Here is a 17,998-nt window from a genome sequence, read left to right as displayed (position 1 = left end):
AAGATTTGACGCAAGTAGGGAGATTGCATTGCAACCTCCCTACAGTGGTATTGTTTAGTTTACAGCAGCACTGACTAAACCATTGTGCCTGAGTAAAGCGATCGTACTTGGTTCACGACCCCGGAAAGTTTTAAACACCTCCATTGGATGCTGACCACCACCAAGTGCGAGTACCGTATCCCGATAACGCCGACCTGTAGCTTTTATAGCCTCTTCATCTTCTAGACCAGCTTCTTCAAAAGCGGCAAAAGCATCAGCACTCAGTACCTCAGCCCACTTGTAACTGTAGTAACCTGCCGCATAACCACCCTCAAAAATATGTCCAAAAGCACATAAAATTGCATCTTCTGGAAGTGGCTGTAAAACGGTAGTAGTCTTGGCTATGCGATGACGCACATCTGACGGAGTTTCATTACTATCAGGGTGATAGCGGTAGTGTAGTTCTAAATCAAGACTGCTTAGGTGAATCTGCCGCAACATAGCAGTACCACTCATATAATTACGCGCCGCTAGCAGCTTTTGATAATAATGCTCCGGTAGGGCTTCACCAGTTTCATAATGCTTCGCCATACCAAACAAAGTGGGTCGCTCATAGCACCAGTTTTCCATAAACTGACTAGGTAGTTCCACAGCATCCCACTCCACATTATTGATGCCTGCGGCTCCGGGATAATCAACCTTAGTAAGCAGATGGTGCAATCCATGACCAAACTCGTGAAACAAAGTTTCTACTTCATAGAAGGTCATCAAACTAGGTTTACCATCTACGGGAGGACTTTGATTACACACCAAATAAGCTACAGGTAAGCGGATGGCAGTGACACCATTTTCAGTGATTTTAGCCCGATTGATGCACACATCCATCCAAGCACCACCGCGTTTTTCGGCTGGACGGCTGTAAGGATCTAAGTAGAAGTAGGCTATGGGAGAACCAGTTTCGTCAGCAATTTGGAAATAACGCACATCCTCATGCCAGACTGGGGCTTGACCATCGGCAGAAGTGACAGTAACACCAAACAGCCGCTTGACTAGTCCAAATAAGCCGTCTAAAACTTGGGGAAGTGGAAAGTAGGGACGCAATTCTTCAGCAGTAAAGGCAAATTTTGCTTCTCGCTGGCGTTCTGCCCAAAAGCTGATATCCCAGTGTTTTAAATCCTCAGCTTCTGCTGCTCCCTGTGCTGCGGCAAAAGCTTTGAGTTCTACCAAGTCTTTGACAGCAGCATCATAACTAGCGTGGCGTAGTTCTTCTAAAAGAGCGTTGACTGCCTCAACATTAGGAGCCATTTTACTAGCCAGACTCAATTGGGCAAAACTTTTAAAACCTAATATATCTGCGAGTTCTTGGCGCAACTTCAAAATGCGCTCAATTAAGGGGTTGTTATCCAAATCGCCAGCAGAAGCACGGGTGATATGAGCTTTGTAAAGCTTTTCACGCAAATCTCGCCGGGTGCTGTGCTGCATGAAAGGGCCATAGCTGGGGAAGTCTAAAGTAATCCGCCAAGGCCCATTTTCTGGTGTGGCGTTACTTTCGCCTGCTGCACGAGCAACTTGGGCTGCTAGACTCACTAAGCTTGGTGGTAAACCTTCAATTTCCGCTTGTGTTGTCAGGGTTAAGCTGAAGGCTTTCGTGGCATCAAGTACATGGTTAGAAAATTTGGTAGAAAGTTCTGCTAACTCCATCTGTATGGCATTGAAACGCTCTCTTACCTCTCCTTGTAAGCCAACACCAGAAAGTTCTGCATCTCGAATGGCGGCTTCTACAATGCGCTGTTGGGCTAATTCTAAAGTTGCCCAATTGTCACTGGTACGGAGTGCTTTAAAAGCATTGTAGATAGGTTGACTTTGACCGAGCTTGTTGATAAATTGTACAACTAGCGGCTGTACGATTTCATGAGCTTCGCGCAGTTCCGGGCTATTTTTAACACCCATTAAATGATTCACCACCCCCCAACTCCAGGTAAGCCGTTCTGTCAGCTTTTCTAAAGGTTCTACTAAACTACTCCAAGTAGGCTGTACACTAGCTTCTAAGGTGGCAAGTTGCTGCTCAAGTTCTGCCAACAGCTGATTGAAGGCTGGTACTACTCGTTCTGGTTTAATCTCTGCAAAGGGAGGTAAGCCAACGCCTTGGAGTAAGGGATTTTCGGAAATAATGGTACTTGCACTCATGGTTTTGTGTGAACTGCGAACGAATAAAAATCAACAATGATTTTTATTTATATATATCTTCTAATGTAGCGATCGCTGTACTAAATAGTCTTGCCATTCTGATAAAAAGGCAAAAAAAGCGAGAATGACTGACAAATTTATCCTCATCCAGCTATTTTGTTTCCTTTGTGAATGATATCTGACAGAATGACAGTTCCAGAAATATCAGCGAAAGTGTCTCTGAAACACGAAAGATTAGCGAGGGAATAAACCCAATAGCAAGCAAGATATGCAGAATCGCAGGTGTAAAGGTTGAAGAAACTAGTTGTGTAGAGGCGTTGGAGTCGGCGTAGCCTCTTACAGAGAAGCGGCTAGACATTAAACATCCCTTGGTGTTGATCCTGATACTATTTAGCTAACTTAACTTGAGTTTATGCGATCGCCAAAAGACATCATAATGTAGTATGTCAAACAGGTAGCTCGTCCGCCAGCATCGGCGTTAACCTGAAAGTGCTGTTTCAGTTCAAGAATCCTACACTTTTTAAGCGTGGGAGTGTTAAATTAACTGAGCGCGATCGAGCATCTTTACCGAACCGAGAAGGGAGGCTTGACTTTTATGATTTTATTTGGCAACTCATCTTTTTACTCGTAAAATCGAAGACAAGATCAAGGTCAGTAGAAAAGAGTCCCTAAATTAATGAATACGTTAATCAGTCAGGGTGGAAGAGTTATCACCAAACCTCAGATGGTAGACCGAATAAACGATATAGGTTGGCAAGCTCACCAAGGGAGCGTTGCTGCGATTATTCAGTTATTAAATGAAAAGCTAGCCAAATCTGGTGTCAGAACTAGAGCCATTTTTTCTGATGGTGTTTTACAACTTCTGTGTGAGGCGGCTAGGATAGAGCAACTTGAGCAATCTCCCCTCGTAGAACAAATCCAGCAAATTCTTGAGTCTATTGCTCCGCGCCACATTCGCCGAGTCAATATCAACAGTCGGATTGTTCGAGAACAACAATTACTATGGTTAAAAGAGATAGATAGCGATCGCGACAACCAATTGCTCTGGTCACAGGAAATCGCCTTAATTCAGCCTAATATTGTAAAGCAACTAATTAAAGATTTTACAGAGGCTCAAGCTGACCTGGGAAAACCAAATTTTCCTAAAACTCAAGTCTCTCGTCCTTTGGTACTTATTAACAAAGAAAAACACAGTAATAAACCTAAAACCAAGGTATTAGCAGCAGCTGGTTTATGCTCACTGTTGTTACTTAGTTGGATTGTTTATGCCCAGTTAGGTGATAAACTGAAAAACCTAATGCAACCACAAACTTCCAAATCTTTAACTACAGAAAATACTAACCAGAAAAAAGCCCAAACACCATCTCGTGTTCCTAGCAATAGCTTTGATGAGCCATCTGATGACCCATTTTCAATATCTGTGCGAATTGCCAACCAAGCTTCTGCATCTGGTAAAACAGCCACAAGCTCAACTCAGTGGCTAGAGATTGCTGCTAAGTGGCAACGAGCTTCAGATTTAATGGGTACAGTGCCACAAAACCACAGCCGTTATCAGGAAGCTAAAATTCGGACTCAACTATATAAGAAATATAGTGAGGCGGCACAAAAAGAAGCAGATAAGAGTAAATCTTAGTTTTTTTTTAGAAGACTTCGATTCTTGAATTAGTGTTCTAGCAGTGGTGAATAGATTATTTACTTTACTTCTCGCACTTCACCCAAGCGCGTAAAACGAATTTCAATGCGTCGCCGCTTCGATTCTGGGTGACGCTTGTCTTGGGGAATAGGAGCAAATTCACCAGTTGGTAATATTAATTGTGCCGCAGAATAAGCGCGAAATTGAACTCCTGGCATCTTATTTTGTTGCTGGATTTTCAGCAGTTCTTTAACTACTGCAAGGGAACGCATCAATCCTAAATCAGCGTTAGAACCTGCCTTAAGTGTACTAACTGAACCACCTTGACTAGCAGCTAGCTCTAAATTAGAGTCTAAATTGCTGCTGATAATACCAATAGGTTGCTCGTCAGTATGTCCAATAATTTCAACAGTGTTAATGTTGTAAGATTTTGTATTTTTCTCTATATCAGGTACGAGTTTATTTTTGATGTAATCCAACATTGTCGTTGGAATTACTGCGCTACCTGGATCAAACCTTGAATTTTCATCTTTAATCAACAAAATTGGTGGTGTACCTGGATTAGATATTTGCGATACAGCACTTCCGGCTGTTATGAGGTACAGTAGCAGCAATTAGCAAACCAGTTTCTTAAATGTTGAGGATTTATTAAGTCGAGTGCAACTGATATTAGTTTATCAACCATTTCTGTTGTAGTTGGAGCAAAACTGCGTAAGAAAGATTTGAGTTGTGACCACCATAATTCAATTGGATTAAAATCGGGAGAATATGGGGATAAACAAAGAACTGAAGCGCCGACAGCTTCAATCATTGGCACAATTGAATCGAGTTTATGCGCGGATAAATTATCCATCACTACGACTGCTCCTGACCATAACTCTGGTACTAAAAACTTCTCAATAAATACATCATTTGCAACGCCATCCATTGAATTATTCATTGTCATTAATGCGACTACTTTTTTAATACTAATTGCTCCAATTACTGTAACTTTTGATACCCGATAGAAGGGGTTAAGAGAGTAAGCTCTTGTTCCAATTTGTGAACGGGCATGAGTCCTTGTTAAACCAAGTAGAACGCCAGTTTCGTCCAAAAATACTAAATTTTCTGGCTCTATATGTTTGACCTTTTCCCAAAAATCTAATCTTAAATTCAGGACTCTCTCCGTGCCTGCTTGGGTACTCCGCTTTGTTTTTTTTTCCGATTTAATCCTAATTTCTGTAACGCACGACACATTGCACTTCGACCTACGAAATTGCCAGTCTTGTCTGCAAATAATTCACACAATTCTATTAATGTTGCATCTGGATGTGATGCAACTAATTCTGTCAACTCTATGTCAGCATTTGTTAGATGACTAAATTGTGGCTTTCCTCGCGGCTTGGATTGTAAATTTCCTTCAACTTTTTGTTGTTTTACAAGCTTTTGGACTAAACTATTTGAGACGGAAAATATATTAGCTACTTTCCTGATTGAGATGTTTTTCTGAAGATGTGCCGCAACTATTTTTTCTCGAAGCTCGACAGAGTATGACTTCATTTAAAAGTATTTATATTTTAATCTAGTGTACCTTATAACAGACGGAAGTGCTGTATCGTATACTTTGTGGTAGCTATTAATAATAATAGTAACAAGATCATGAAAGCATTAGACATTAAATCTGTGAAAGCAGGCCAAATATTTAAATCTTCGTTGTAGTCACTATGCTGTGAACGACGAGCCATAATTTAATATTTTAATTTCAAATAATTCAAGGTAATTAGTTAGAGTTTTTCTACTTGCTTTTCCATTCCCTGCCTCAATCGATAAATTTCATCTTTGATATTATTTACATCGTGATTAAATTCCTGAATATTATTGATTAACATTTCTAGTCCTTTTTTATTTATTTCTGTTTGCTGAATAATTCCTTTAACAATGAGAGCGCTGACATTTTTATATTCATTATTAAAAGTTTCATTATCTTTGTGGATGACATCTATAAAATCTGACTTAGACATATCTAATTTAATACCTAACTGATTAGTATATTCTTCAAAGTTAGTAATAGCAGCCTTAACTTGTTGGTTATTAGAACCCATCTGCTGAGATAAGTTTAAAATCAAGCGTTCGCCTAAAGCTTCAATTGCTAAATTAAGTTGCTCTGTATAGCTTTTAACAACTTCTATTAACTCTGTCAAACTATTAGCTTTACTAGCAATCCCTTGCTCTAATTTATCCAGTTTGTTAATCGCTTTTGAAAAACTACTAGCTCCTTGCTTGAGTTGAGGAATAATCTCAGCAAGAGAATTTTGATTATTTTGATGTAACTCTAAAACTTGAGTTGAAGTTTGATTAGCCTTTTTTATATCACCTGCCAAATTAATCAATTCTTGACTACAATGCTGAACTTCTATCACTGATGTTTCAATTATCTTGGTTGTCTGTGCCAAACTTGCAGCAGATTCTGAAAATCTTTCTTGCATGGTAGTCAAGTTGGTTGTAGCTATTGATAATTTCTGAGGAAACTGACTATTAGCAAATATTTCAGCAGACTGTTTAAATATGTGAGATTTTGTATTTAGTTCAGTAATAGTGTGTTCAAATTCATTAGCAGCACCAGATATAGTGCCAGCAGCTTGATAAAAGCCTTCATAAACTTGTTTGGCTAAATCAGTAGCTTCCTTATTCCCTTCAGCAATTTGTTTTGCCACACTTCCTATAGATTTTTCCACTGCATCCCGCACAGTATCGCCAAAGCGAGTTAAAAACTCATCCTGCTGAGATACCATTTTATTAACGATTTTATCGAGGCGAGTATCACCTTGAATCTGGGGATGATAAATATTATCTAAGTAATCTTCAAGAGAACAAATAAGTCTATATTTGGCAAAACTAGTATTTTTCAACCAGTTAAATAGTGTTAATGAGGTACTAAAAAAAAGTCCAGTTAAACTGGTAGTGAAAGCAATACTCATTCCTTCTAGTGGTTTCTTTAATTCAGCAACTAAGTTGCCAACATTGCTGGTATTAGTTTGATTGATAGTTTGACTGAGTACGCCTAAATTAAGTGTGATGCCTAGAAAAGTACCAAGTAAGCCAAAGGCTAAGAGTAAATTAGGAAGAATACGACAAAAGTAATCGATTTGTTCACAGGTAAATCCCCAAACTTTTTCTTGGCTATAAACTTGATCGATTAACGCTGCTGTATTAACCTGATCTAAGTTTTTACTAGTTTCTCTAAACCTTCGTTCTAGTTCTTCTATAATTTTTGGTTTCTGTCCAGGTGATTGTCTATTAATTAGCCTTCTTACCTTCTCTTCCAATAAAAATATATGTTGATACAGAGCCAAGCGGATAAGAATCGTTGCTATAGATGGGAGAACTACGAGTACAAGAGTAATAAATATTAAATAACCTGGTATTGGTGGCATCAAAAACACCTTGATAGTATATTTTTTCCTAATAAAGACTAAATTGGGTATTTAGCAAAGATTTTTTGCTTCTGGCGATCGTACTCTTCTTCACTCATTAAATCGTCAGCTAAATCTTGTTTTAGTCGCTCCAATTCTAAGCGCCTTTTTGCTAAATTATCAGTAGATTCTATAGGAAAATCAACAACTATCTCACCAACAATAGATTTTTTATTTCCTATATCTCTGGTTTGAATTTGGGAACTTTTAAACCGCTCATTCATCTTTCTCCGAAAACGATTGATAATTCCCTCTTTAGCTACAGGATCAGTACTTGTAGGAGTTCCAACTACTGCTGCTTTGTATGGATAATTAGCACTATCTTCTGGAAATTCATCAACTTCTTTGACAAATTGCCGCAGTTTAACTAAATAGTTATTTTCCCAAAGTTCCGGTTGTCTTTCTATTCCAGCAATCTCATCATCTAAAAGCTGTTGTAAAGCTTCAGTCATATCCTTACGGTTAGCAAGTTCCTCCAAAGCTTGACTCCACTCTGGACTTAGAGAAGCAATAGTATAACTATCGCGCAATGGATCGTGATATTGAAATTCTAGCTGTTGATTTCCCTGATTTTTTTCTAATAAAGCCAATGCTAAACAAGGATAAAAAATATCTTCCAGCTCTTCTATTTTTCTGGCATCAGGTGGAATAATATCAGGGAATGAAAGATTATAGTCGTTATGAAGAAAAGATGTTGCAGAATGCTGTTCGCGTAGGTAGGGGTTTCTCATTCTTGATAAACTACTAATTAGTCTGAGAGGAAAACCAGCATACTCATTCACAATTAAAATTTCGTCTTCAGCTTGGGTTGCTTTTAAGACACTTGGTTCCACTCCTATATCTTGTGTAAGCAAAGTTTTGAACTGCCGTACTTCTAATTCATCTGTATCCTTAAAACCAACTAATTTACTACTTTTGGCAGGATCTTCCCGAAAATAAGGGTCACTTAAATTCAAACGCAAGAGAGGTTCAGCTTCTTGCATAACTTGTGCTAAACGAGTTGAACGTACTGCTAAAGAGTAGTTTTGCATAAAACGTTTAATCACAGAATTAACAATATTAATGCTCCGAGAAGCAAATAATTTATCAACTTTCAAGTCAATTTCTTTGTGTAACTGATCTGGAGTGGTGCGTTCTCTGTCTATAAAACTTGCCAAAGATTGCCCTCTACCAGTTTGTTCTGTAATTGTCGAACTAACTAACACAAACTGGCGACGTAAATCCTCTTCTGGCAAAATATTTTGATAACATCGGTCAATATCCTCACCATCAAATATTGCTTCACCACTCATTTCATCAAAATTTAATTGTCTTAAGTCCCTATCTTGCTTTTCATAAAAACTTTGTAAATCTTCTACTAAGCTATTAAAGGCAGCAACTTGAGTTGTTCTCTCTTGAACATGCTTTTGTAAGTTATTAACAATTTTTAGGGATTCTTGAACGACTGTGACATCAAAATTATGCTGAATAATCTTGCAGATTTCCTGTACTGATTTTTTGGCTTCATCTTGGAATTGGCTATTTTTATTATTTAGGAGGGGAATACTAGGTTTTTGCTCAATATCTTCGATTGTTTGTTCAGTATCTCGCCATTTTCTCTCTAAATCTTCCAAGATTTTCATGCCACCACGGGCAGTAATTTTTTCTTGCAAGTTTAGTTGATAGTTATGCAATTCATGTTGCAAACCATCTAGCCAGTCACGGGTACTTTTAATGGAGAAATTAGAATCTGTGGGTGTGAGTAATTGACTTAGATAATCATCAATATTAGTCTTTAGTTCCTTAGTAGTGCTTGGAGAAATTTGTAGTAGCCTAGTGAGCCAAATCCCTCTAGTGCTTTCAGTTTCACCTGGCTGAACTTTGCGGAATTGCTCTCTAAATTCTCTTGGTAACTGTCCGCGAATATCGTTGCGATTCTCGCGTTTTTGGCATTCCGAAATTTGCCGCTCTAATTTATTTCTCCAAGTACTAATAGTATTCCGAAAACTCTTATTATTCTCTTGAACTGATTCTGCTAGTTTTGTTGTGAAATTATCTTTATTTTCTGGATCGTTGTGCCAATGATACTGAATAAGGAATTGTTCAATTAATTTTACGGGATCTGGACTTTGACCTTTGCCGTTTAGCCAAAATTTTACTAGCTCTAAACTAACGCGGTTTAAAGCTATTTGTACAATAGTATCGCGGGGAAAATAGATAGCCGCCAATCCAAATGTTAAATAACGTTGACTATTGGGACGCGGGTGCTTATCACATTGAATCATGTGTTGTAGAAAGTTGTCTCTACTGCCTTTAATTGCTGGTGCTAATTCACTAGAAAAATCTAAAGCAATCTTATGGGCAATAACATTATATAATTTACCTTGAACCAAGATTGAATATTCACCTCCTGTTTGACTTGATACTAAATAGGTATAGTCAAATGGTGGACGCTGTTCTTGGATAAAAACTAAATTTTGTAAGTCATAAAATGCTTCAAATTTTGTACCTGGTGTACTGTAATAATTTAATTCTTTGAGAGCAGCATAAGTATTAGCGCTCATGCTAGGAGCATTACCATACAGTTCTGGACTAATCACTAAATAACCAAATATTTTGGCGCTTTGATCGCTATAAAGATGTCTGAGGCTATAAGCAATGTCCAGAAACATGCCGCTACCTGTACCGCCACAAAGAGAACCGACAACAAAAATGCTTAGTCCTGGTTCGACTCTTAAGCCAGCTTTCAGCAATAAAGAATCATGTCCTCTGGTGCGTCTCTCTGCGCTTTCAATTGCTGTTTTTACCTTTTGATAATTGTGGAAAAAAGCTAATCTACCTACAGGTCTAATGCCTTTTGCACCTTCTTCAACTGCTTTAATATTTCGCAATAGTTGTGGTGGAAACCATCTGCCAACAGGGCGAACGCACGGGATTTCTGAAACCCTTGCTGGGCAAGGATCTTGATGAAAAAATAGGCTAAATTAAAAAACGCCAAAACCCTTGCTATTAAAGGATTCTTATACTTTAGATGCGTTTGCCCTGCATCTGCCAATATGGTCGTATGGGCCATGACGAGTATATTCTGACCGCCGCTCCAATCCTTCGACAAACATGGTAACTTCGTTGGAGGACATTGTAGCGCTGACTTTTTCCGCCTCTTTAAAACTGAGGTCAACACCATGATAGGTACTTCCTGTACGAATACCGGTGACTTGGGTTGCGGCTTTATCTGTGTCTATGTGAACAAAACTCACAATTGGGAGATTGCTTAAATCTCCATAACGATCAACAATTAATCGCCGGATTCGCATCAAAACATCACGTCCAGTACCGCCTAAACCTATGCAAATTGTGCGGTTGATTCCCCGATATTGAAGTTCATTTGTAGTTGATTGACTCATCCTATGCACCTGAATAATATTATTTTTTGAGTTTGATAATAATCTCGTAATCGCGCTTGCGAGAATCTGGACAATTGAGCCGAAATTTATATTTATCTATAAGTTTACGTGATGTAATTTCTTGATCGTTGTAATAAATGGGTATTAAATTAGTTGGTACTAAATATAGCTTCTCACCTTTACGTTCTAAGTATCCTCTGATTTCTACACCTGGGCAATCAATGGAATCTACACAAGTAGAGTCATATTCACCAATTGCAATTCGTTTATTGTTTGGCAAGCTGCATTTCTGGTATTCTGGTTTTGCAGTTGCTTCAAAATCAACTATAAGTTCCCATTTTTTTCGGAGACGATATAATTTTAGTCCAGCTAAGAATAGACCTATTAGGATTAATATTGAAGTTAGTCCAGGCAACCATAATTTTCTAATTAAATAAGGTGTGACTAAACAAGTTTCTTGATTACCTGGCGCTGGTGTACAAAATTCTTGGACTGTAGGAGCAATATCGACTACTGTGATTTTATACTCTTGATTATTTTGTGTTTTAATTGATAGCGATCGCTTCTGAATTGGCAAATCTTTAATCCAAGCTTGTCGCTGTTGACTTTCGGGAGAATCTGCGATCCGAAAAGGACTACCAGCAGGTGTTTCTATCCAAATTTGCGATGTAATTCCTGGTTCGGTAAATAATGGCGCATCTGTAACCCAAACTACTGATTGTGGTTTTATAGATTGGTTTTCTTGTAGACGATTTTGATTAATCTGAGCTAGACCTTGATAGATAGTAAATTCAGCTTGCTGAATATCTGTACCATAGTATTTTGAATTTGGCGAAGGTATTCTTGCTAAGATTTGGTCAATATTTTCTTGATTATTACTAATAAAGTAGATGGGTGTTCCCAACGGATTTACACCCGATTTAACTTCACTTAAAACTACATCTTGAGCAAAAGGAATAATGTAGACAGTATCTCCAGGCTTAAGGCTATCTTGAATGATCTGACGTAAGCGGATACGACCTTCATCATTTAAGCCTACACTTTCTGTTAAATCAATCGCCAAGACAACATCTCGTCCGCCATCCAAAACAGCAACTAAATCTAAGCCAACTTTTTGTGTAGAAGTAAGTGTTTGTCCAGGAGTAATTTTAGTTATATTCACAAATAATATAATTTAATTAAATAATTAATAAGACTTATTGCATAGATACCTAGCAAATGTCCCCATATAAAAATGACAATAGCAAGATTCAGTTTATATACTTAACACACGAAAATTACAAGCCTCGCTTCTTGCATTACTTAAGCGGACAGAGTTCAGTGGACTATAATTTTTATCTGAAATCTATTATCACATATTGTATACATTATGACTGGTGGTTCAGAATTTCTATTCTTGTACAAAATACCGTTGGGGACAATTGAAAAAATCGACCTTATTGACAATACAATAAGGTCGATTTAATCACAGGAATTGATTTATGGGGTTAATCCAAAATCCAAAATGTCTATGTTCCCTAACTTAGAAGTTCTCCTGTTTCTTGCAGGGAGTGTAAGCGGCGATAAATGCCCTCGTGACGCAAGAGTTCATCGTGGCTACCCACTTCTACAATCTTTCCTTGCTCCAGAACTACAATTTTATCTGCTTCCCGCACTGTACTTAAACGGTGAGCAATCACAATAGTGGTGCAAGTACCCTGAATCGATCGCATCGCTAGCTGAATTGAACGCTCAGATTCATAATCTAAGCTAGAAGTGGCTTCGTCAAAAATCAGCACATCTGGTTCCACTAGCAACGCTCTCGCAATTCCTAACCGTTGTCTTTGTCCTCCAGATAATCTGACACCTCGTTCACCCACAACGGTGTAATAACCTTGGGGTAAGTGTTGCACTACTTCATCGACTCTGGCAATTCTACAGGCTTCTTTAACCTGCTCTAAACTGGCATCCCGCCTGCCATAGGTGAGGTTATCCAAGATAGTACCGTTGAAAACGTCTACTTCTTGGTGAACGATCGCTAGCCTTCGTCTATACTTACCCACATTCAAAGTGCTAATATCTCGACCATCAATCAAAATTTGGCCTTGTTGAGGTTCGAAATATCGCAACAGTAATTTAACTAGAGTAGACTTACCAGAACCAGAACGCCCAACTAATGCCACTGTTTGATATGGCTCAATCAACAAGTTAATATCTTGCAAAACTTGACGGTTGGCATCATATCCAAAACTGACGTGGGACAACTCAACTTTTCCAGTAAATTTATAAGGTAATTCTGTCTGGTTGCTCTCTTCTAAAAGACTAGCTGAATCAGATGGAATTGGCTCTTGGAGAAATTCGTGAAACCGCAGCATAGAAGAATAACGACGGGCAAAAATTTCTCCCAATGTGCTAATAGGTTCTAATTCGGCATAAGCCATGCTAGAAAGAGTTAATGTCATGACAAAGTGACCAAGAGAAATTCTACCGTCTACTGTTGCTGCTAAAGTCAAACCCAGGATAGTAAAAACGCAAAACTGAATTACAGTCCTTTGCCAAGTAGCCAGTTTCACATAACCTTTGTGAACGCGATACTCAACCACCATTAGCTCACGATCCAAACGTTGTTTTTGCCGCTTTAGTTCATGAGCTTCAGTAGCAAATGCTTTTACCGTTTTTATGTTGGTGATCAGTTCAGAATTACGACTTTCCGTATCTTCTGAATATTTATCCAGAATAGTTTCATGCCAAATCAGGTGCTTTAAATCCTTCAAACTAAAGCCAAGAATAACTACAAAGGAAATCAAATATAAAATCGCAATTCGCCACTCAATCACCAATATAAACAAGAAAATTCCCAGTACCCGAAATAGTTTAGGAATTAATTGTCCGGCAACTTCAGGATACGTAAAAGTGTGGTTAGAAATACCTCTTGCTATTCTTCCAGCAATTCGTCCTGGGTTATTTTCATCATAAAATTCTAGTGGGAGAGTGAGAATTTTTTCTATGGCTGTTTGGGCTTTCTGGCGACGCAACCTTAAGGATATATCCCAGTGAAACCAATGGGTTAACCAAGGTTGGGTTGGCGCTTTGACTACGGTGACAACGAAAACTAAACCCAGTAATACACCCAAAGATAGAGTTTTATTAATAGGGTAATTGGTGATGTCAGAAAAAGTTGCGATCGCACTTTGAAGTGGTTTATCCAAAGGTTGATTAGACAAAACGTTTAAAATCTGCCCAATCGCGTAAGGAACAACTAAATCAATAACTTCGTAAATGCCAGATGCTGTAATACTGAAAACACTCAGCTTCCAGTCAGAGCGAAAGTAATTGACAATATCTTGAAATTTGGCCATGATGCACACCGTCCAAGAGCGCGATCGTGAGCTTGGAATTTATATACTACAAGCGTATTACAAAGTAGTCAAGGGCTATAGATTTAAATCACTCCTTTGGAGTAGTAAGCATTTGTGCTGGGATAAATTCTAGGCGATAGCGATAGAGAGCAACTGGTCGAGAATCAGCTTTAAAGTAATCTGGATCTTGAGATGAAAGATAGACAGCAGTAACTTGATCTCCCTCAATCGCCGGATTAGCTGTTGGAAGTTTATGATAAGCAGTGGTAGATTCTACAGAGTTCAAATAGGGGCGTGAGCCACCTTTGAATAATTGTTGAAACACTTCTGTGGTGATAAACTTGCCATCAGGAAGAGTTTCTGTAGCCCGTGCAGTCACAATGGAAACTAGTTGGCGACTGCTACGCAAGAATGTAATCTGACGATTAGGTGAATCTGGATCTACTTTGACTGATAACACTGCTTCATCCCCTAAATAAGCCCGTGCCAAGTTCAAACTATTAAACGCTCTATCTGCTACTAAAATTGGGGATTTTTTATCTATCTGAGGAAATATTTTTAACCTAGTAATAGGTGGTTTCTCTTTCACAAATCTTACTACAAAACTCACAGGCTGATTTAATTGTCGGCGATTACCTTCAAATCCAGGTGTGACAATATCTGGTGCTAAAGGTGCGGCTAAATCTACTAAAGTACTGGTAACTTGCCAATCACCAGCCATCCATTCAGGGTAAACTAAATCACCCGAAGCTGGTTGCACAGAGGTTAATTTTTCCCACTGGGGAAAATTTGCTAACCGTTCAGATAACTCTCCTGCAAGAGCTTCGCTACTCCATAGTAGGAACGAAACAACTAAGCAAAAACTCCAAATCGCCTTCTTTGTAAGCATCGGTAGTGTTTGTTTAATATTTATTTTTTATGGAATAAAAATTTATATCCAGGAAAATAAAGCATTTAAGGTATTACTCATTATCCAGCTAGCTAATCACATATTGAGCTATGATATCTAGTATGTAAAATTTTCAGCTCAATTATCATAATTGAGTGTTTGAAAAGTAAATTATTGCTAGTGTACAATTCCATAAAATGCTGATTATTTAATTTATATTATATCAATAACATAAATTTTGGTGAGAGCTAGGTAATTTGAAAAATTAGGAAAATAATAAATGAACGCACGTCAAAATGAAGTTTGTTTGCTCTACTCTGAATCGGATAAAGCTATAGCAAGTCTCCTAGAAGATGCTTTAAATTATTATAGTATTAATGTATGGCAAGCACAAAATATTTCTATAGGAAGTAAAATCATAAATCAAACAACAGAAATGCTAGATAAAGCTAAATTTGTCATAGTTTTATGGTCAAATAATTCTATAAAATCTGCCTTATTAAAAAGCTTGGCTTCAGAAGCAAAAAAAAATAATAAGATTCTGATTCCTGTATTAATTGAAAATATTAAAATCCCTGGAGAATTTTTAGATATTCAACCAGCTTATCTATTAAATTGGGATGGAGATCACGAAAATGAACAAATTGTCAAACTTTGGAGACTCATCCAAGACAAAGTTCTGAAATATCGTAGTAAAAAAGTAGGATTTAATCAATTTATCGCTATTTTAGGTCTAGTATTAACAGGATTAAGTGTAATTATTGCTATTACAACTCCAGAAGTTAGATGTTTTTTCAAACTCCAATGTTCCGAAAATACATCTAGCAAAAAAACTATAAAATCTTCTGAAGTTACCTCACAATCACCTACTGAAACTGATTTGCCAAATCCGATTAAATCAACACCAACACCTCAGCCTATTATTGAAAATCCTTTACCAAATAAAACTCCTGCGCCTACACTCACTGACAAGAATAACCCAAGTATTCAACAAGAAATAGGATCTCAACAATCGGTCGAAGTAGAAGGGTTTATTTTTAAACTTAAAAGCTGCAAAAGATTAAATGAAAATGTAAAATGTGATGTATTAATAACAAATACCCTCAAGGATAGAGAACTCAGATTATATGGTAATTATACCTCTAAAAGAAGCAAGTTTTTGGATTTAGAGGGTATTACATATCCTGCTGACTCAGTTGAAATTGATGCAATTAAAAATAATTATTATGTTAGTACACAACTTATCCAAAATGCTAATGTTAGGTTGAGTGTGAGTTTTATCGAAATTCCTTTACAAGTCAATAAAATACAAGTACTTAATATTGAGGCAGAAGGATTTGAATCACCTAAATCGCTTAGAGATATTCAATTTCGTGACATTGTATTATCTAAATAAATGGTGATTGACGGTTTCGCCAATTACCATTTATCTATATTAAATCTCTGCTGGTAAAGGTTCCCAAAGTTCTCCATACTTTTCTTTTAGAGTCTCCCAAGCTTCTACCTGGCCTGGTTCATATTCTCCTGGTTTACCCCATTGCAAAAATAGGCTTAAAGCAGGCTCATGTTTATCATCTAAAAACCGAATAGCATAGGTTGTAAAGTTGCCTCTTTTCGCTTCACCAGTTTCAAATTTCACTTGAATAATTCTATCCATATTCAAGTGAAATTCAAAGCCTTCAGTGTGCATATTCGCATACTTACCTTTTGGTAATTCTGCATAAAATAGCTTTTCAATCTTGCCCCGTGCTTCTAATACAGCCGCACTGCTAGTGACAATTAAACGCAAGGTTCCAAGAGTTTCACAAGCTTCTAAAAATTCTTTCAATGTTGTGGTCATTTGTCATTTGTCCTTTGTCATTTGTACTGAGCGTAAAGCCTACGGCATAGCTTCGCTTAACGCGCAGCGTCTCCGTTAGGAGAAGCCGAAGTATTTGTTATTTGTCGTTGGTTAAACGATGAGTCCTAACTAATGCCCAATTCCCAATTCCCAATCCCTATTTTTCGTATTGTTCATAAGCAGCAACAATGCGCTGAACTAGAGGATGGCGCACGACATCTTTTTGGGAAAATTCGCAAAAGGCAATACCTTCAACGTGTTTTAAAATTTGTAAAGCCACTCCTAAACCTGATTGTTGGTGAAGTGGTAAATCAGTTTGTGTCATATCGCCTGTAATCACCATCCGCGAACGGAAGCCCAAACGAGTCAAAACCATTTTCATCTGAGCGGGTGTAGTATTTTGAGCCTCATCGACAATGATAAAGGCGTTATTGAGGGTGCGTCCCCGCATATAGGCAAGTGGCGCGACTTCAATCACACCGCGTTCCATTAAACTGGGTACTTTTTCTGGGTCGATGAATTCATAAATAGCATCGTAAAGTGGGCGAAGATAGGGATTAACTTTCTGCTGTAAGTCTCCAGGTAAAAAACCAAGTTTTTCACCGGCTTCGACGGCAGGGCGAGTTAAAATCAGCTTTTCAACTTGATTAGCCAAGAGTGCTTGTACTGCGACAACAACGGCGAGATAAGTTTTGCCAGTACCAGCAGGCCCAATCCCAAAGGTGAGATCGCGCCTACGGAGTGCGTCGATATATTGACGCTGGCGGAAGGTTTTAGCACGGACTTCTTCGCCCCGGCGACTTTTGGCAAGGACATCTCGCTGTAAATCTTGCAGTTCCCCTTGCCGATCGCTATCTATGGCTTGACGGGCTGTTAAAATATCGGCACTGGTGATGGTATTGCCTTTAATCCAGAGTTCTTCAAGCGATCGCACTAATCGAGAAGCCAGATCAATTTGCTCTTGAGTACCAGAAATCACTAATTCCTGTCCGCGTAGCACTAAATTGGCTCCTGTTTGGCGAGATAGGATTTTGAGATTTTCTTCTCCATCCCCCCCAAGAGCGATCGCACTGGAAACGTTCGGCAGCTGAATTGTGAAAGCACCTGCCATAGTATTTTTTAATTCGTAAGGATCTATTTTTGACAAAGGTTAATATTTTTTCGCTAAAAACGAAATTACGCTTTTTACTTACATTTTAGAAAAATATTTGCAACAAATGAATCGGCCGTAGAGGCGTAAATCTGTACGTCCCTAGTTCTAAATAGTTCAAAAAAATATCCAAAAATCTTTTTGCTA

General features: G+C 38.1%; 12 protein-coding genes and 1 pseudogene. 2 read left to right on the top strand and 11 right to left on the bottom strand.

The window, feature by feature from the left end; translation table 11 throughout:
• Window positions 1–54: 54 nt before the first annotated feature.
• Window positions 55–2,166, bottom strand: coding sequence for a M3 family metallopeptidase (locus FD724_RS28305; RefSeq protein ID WP_179074892.1), 2,112 nt, complete (start codon window positions 2,164–2,166; stop codon window positions 55–57).
• Window positions 2,167–2,842: 676 nt separating this feature from the next.
• Here FD724_RS28305 and FD724_RS28300 point away from each other — a divergent pair.
• On the top strand, window positions 2,843–3,799 hold the full coding sequence (locus tag FD724_RS28300) for a hypothetical protein (protein WP_256874378.1): 957 nt from the start codon (window positions 2,843–2,845) through the stop codon (window positions 3,797–3,799).
• 59 nt (window positions 3,800–3,858) lie between these two features.
• Here FD724_RS28300 and FD724_RS28295 read toward each other — a convergent pair whose 3' ends face one another.
• The 8 genes and pseudogenes from FD724_RS28295 to FD724_RS28255 form a co-directional block, all read right to left on the bottom strand.
• Window positions 3,859–4,413 carry a flagellar motor protein gene (locus FD724_RS28295; RefSeq protein ID WP_179074891.1) on the bottom strand — a complete coding sequence of 185 codons (555 nt, stop codon included), beginning with the start codon at window positions 4,411–4,413 and terminating at the stop codon, window positions 3,859–3,861.
• A complete protein-coding gene (locus FD724_RS28290; RefSeq protein WP_179071815.1) occupies window positions 4,392–4,892 on the bottom strand; it encodes a transposase in 501 nt (166 codons plus the stop codon). Before FD724_RS28290 ends, FD724_RS28295 begins: the two co-directional genes overlap by 22 nt.
• A 59-nt stretch (window positions 4,893–4,951) precedes the next feature.
• The gene (locus FD724_RS28285; protein WP_179071816.1) at window positions 4,952–5,338 is read right to left on the bottom strand and encodes an IS630 transposase-related protein; all 387 of its coding nucleotides are present in this window, start codon (window positions 5,336–5,338) and stop codon (window positions 4,952–4,954) included.
• A 224-nt stretch (window positions 5,339–5,562) separates the two neighbouring features.
• Entirely contained in the window at window positions 5,563–7,212 is a 1,650-nt protein-coding gene (locus FD724_RS28280) for a hypothetical protein (protein ID WP_179074890.1), read from the bottom strand.
• 38 nt (window positions 7,213–7,250) lie between these two features.
• Window positions 7,251–10,634 (bottom strand): annotated as a pseudogene (locus tag FD724_RS28275) (tubulin-like doman-containing protein).
• 19 nt (window positions 10,635–10,653) lie between these two features.
• Complete coding sequence (locus FD724_RS28265) at window positions 10,654–11,796, bottom strand: VWA domain-containing protein (RefSeq protein ID WP_179074889.1); 1,143 nt, start codon at window positions 11,794–11,796, stop codon at window positions 10,654–10,656.
• Between the two features lie 355 nt (window positions 11,797–12,151).
• Window positions 12,152–13,972, bottom strand: coding sequence for an ABC transporter ATP-binding protein (locus tag FD724_RS28260; protein WP_179074888.1), 1,821 nt, complete (start codon window positions 13,970–13,972; stop codon window positions 12,152–12,154).
• A gap of 88 nt (window positions 13,973–14,060) precedes the next feature.
• Window positions 14,061–14,861 (bottom strand): DUF6816 family protein, encoded by an 801-nt coding sequence (locus FD724_RS28255; protein WP_179074887.1) that lies wholly within the window; start codon window positions 14,859–14,861, stop codon window positions 14,061–14,063.
• 280 nt (window positions 14,862–15,141) lie between these two features.
• On the opposite strand from FD724_RS28255, the gene FD724_RS28250 reads away from it, so the two are divergent.
• Complete coding sequence (locus FD724_RS28250) at window positions 15,142–16,257, top strand: toll/interleukin-1 receptor domain-containing protein (protein WP_179074886.1); 1,116 nt, start codon at window positions 15,142–15,144, stop codon at window positions 16,255–16,257.
• Between the two features lie 39 nt (window positions 16,258–16,296).
• Here FD724_RS28250 and FD724_RS28245 read toward each other — a convergent pair whose 3' ends face one another.
• Both FD724_RS28245 and FD724_RS28240 read right to left on the bottom strand, forming a co-directional pair.
• Window positions 16,297–16,701, bottom strand: coding sequence for a ChuX/HutX family heme-like substrate-binding protein (locus tag FD724_RS28245; protein WP_179074885.1), 405 nt, complete (start codon window positions 16,699–16,701; stop codon window positions 16,297–16,299).
• Window positions 16,702–16,858: 157 nt separating this feature from the next.
• Entirely contained in the window at window positions 16,859–17,812 is a 954-nt protein-coding gene (locus FD724_RS28240; RefSeq protein WP_114082507.1) for a PhoH family protein, read from the bottom strand.
• Window positions 17,813–17,998: the final 186 nt, after the last annotated feature.

This window comes from Nostoc sp. C057 (assembly GCF_013393925.1).
Taxonomy (GTDB): domain Bacteria; phylum Cyanobacteriota; class Cyanobacteriia; order Cyanobacteriales; family Nostocaceae; genus Nostoc; species Nostoc muscorum_A.
Note: the sequence above shows the minus strand (reverse complement) of the source record. Positions and strands in the feature narration are given on the sequence as shown.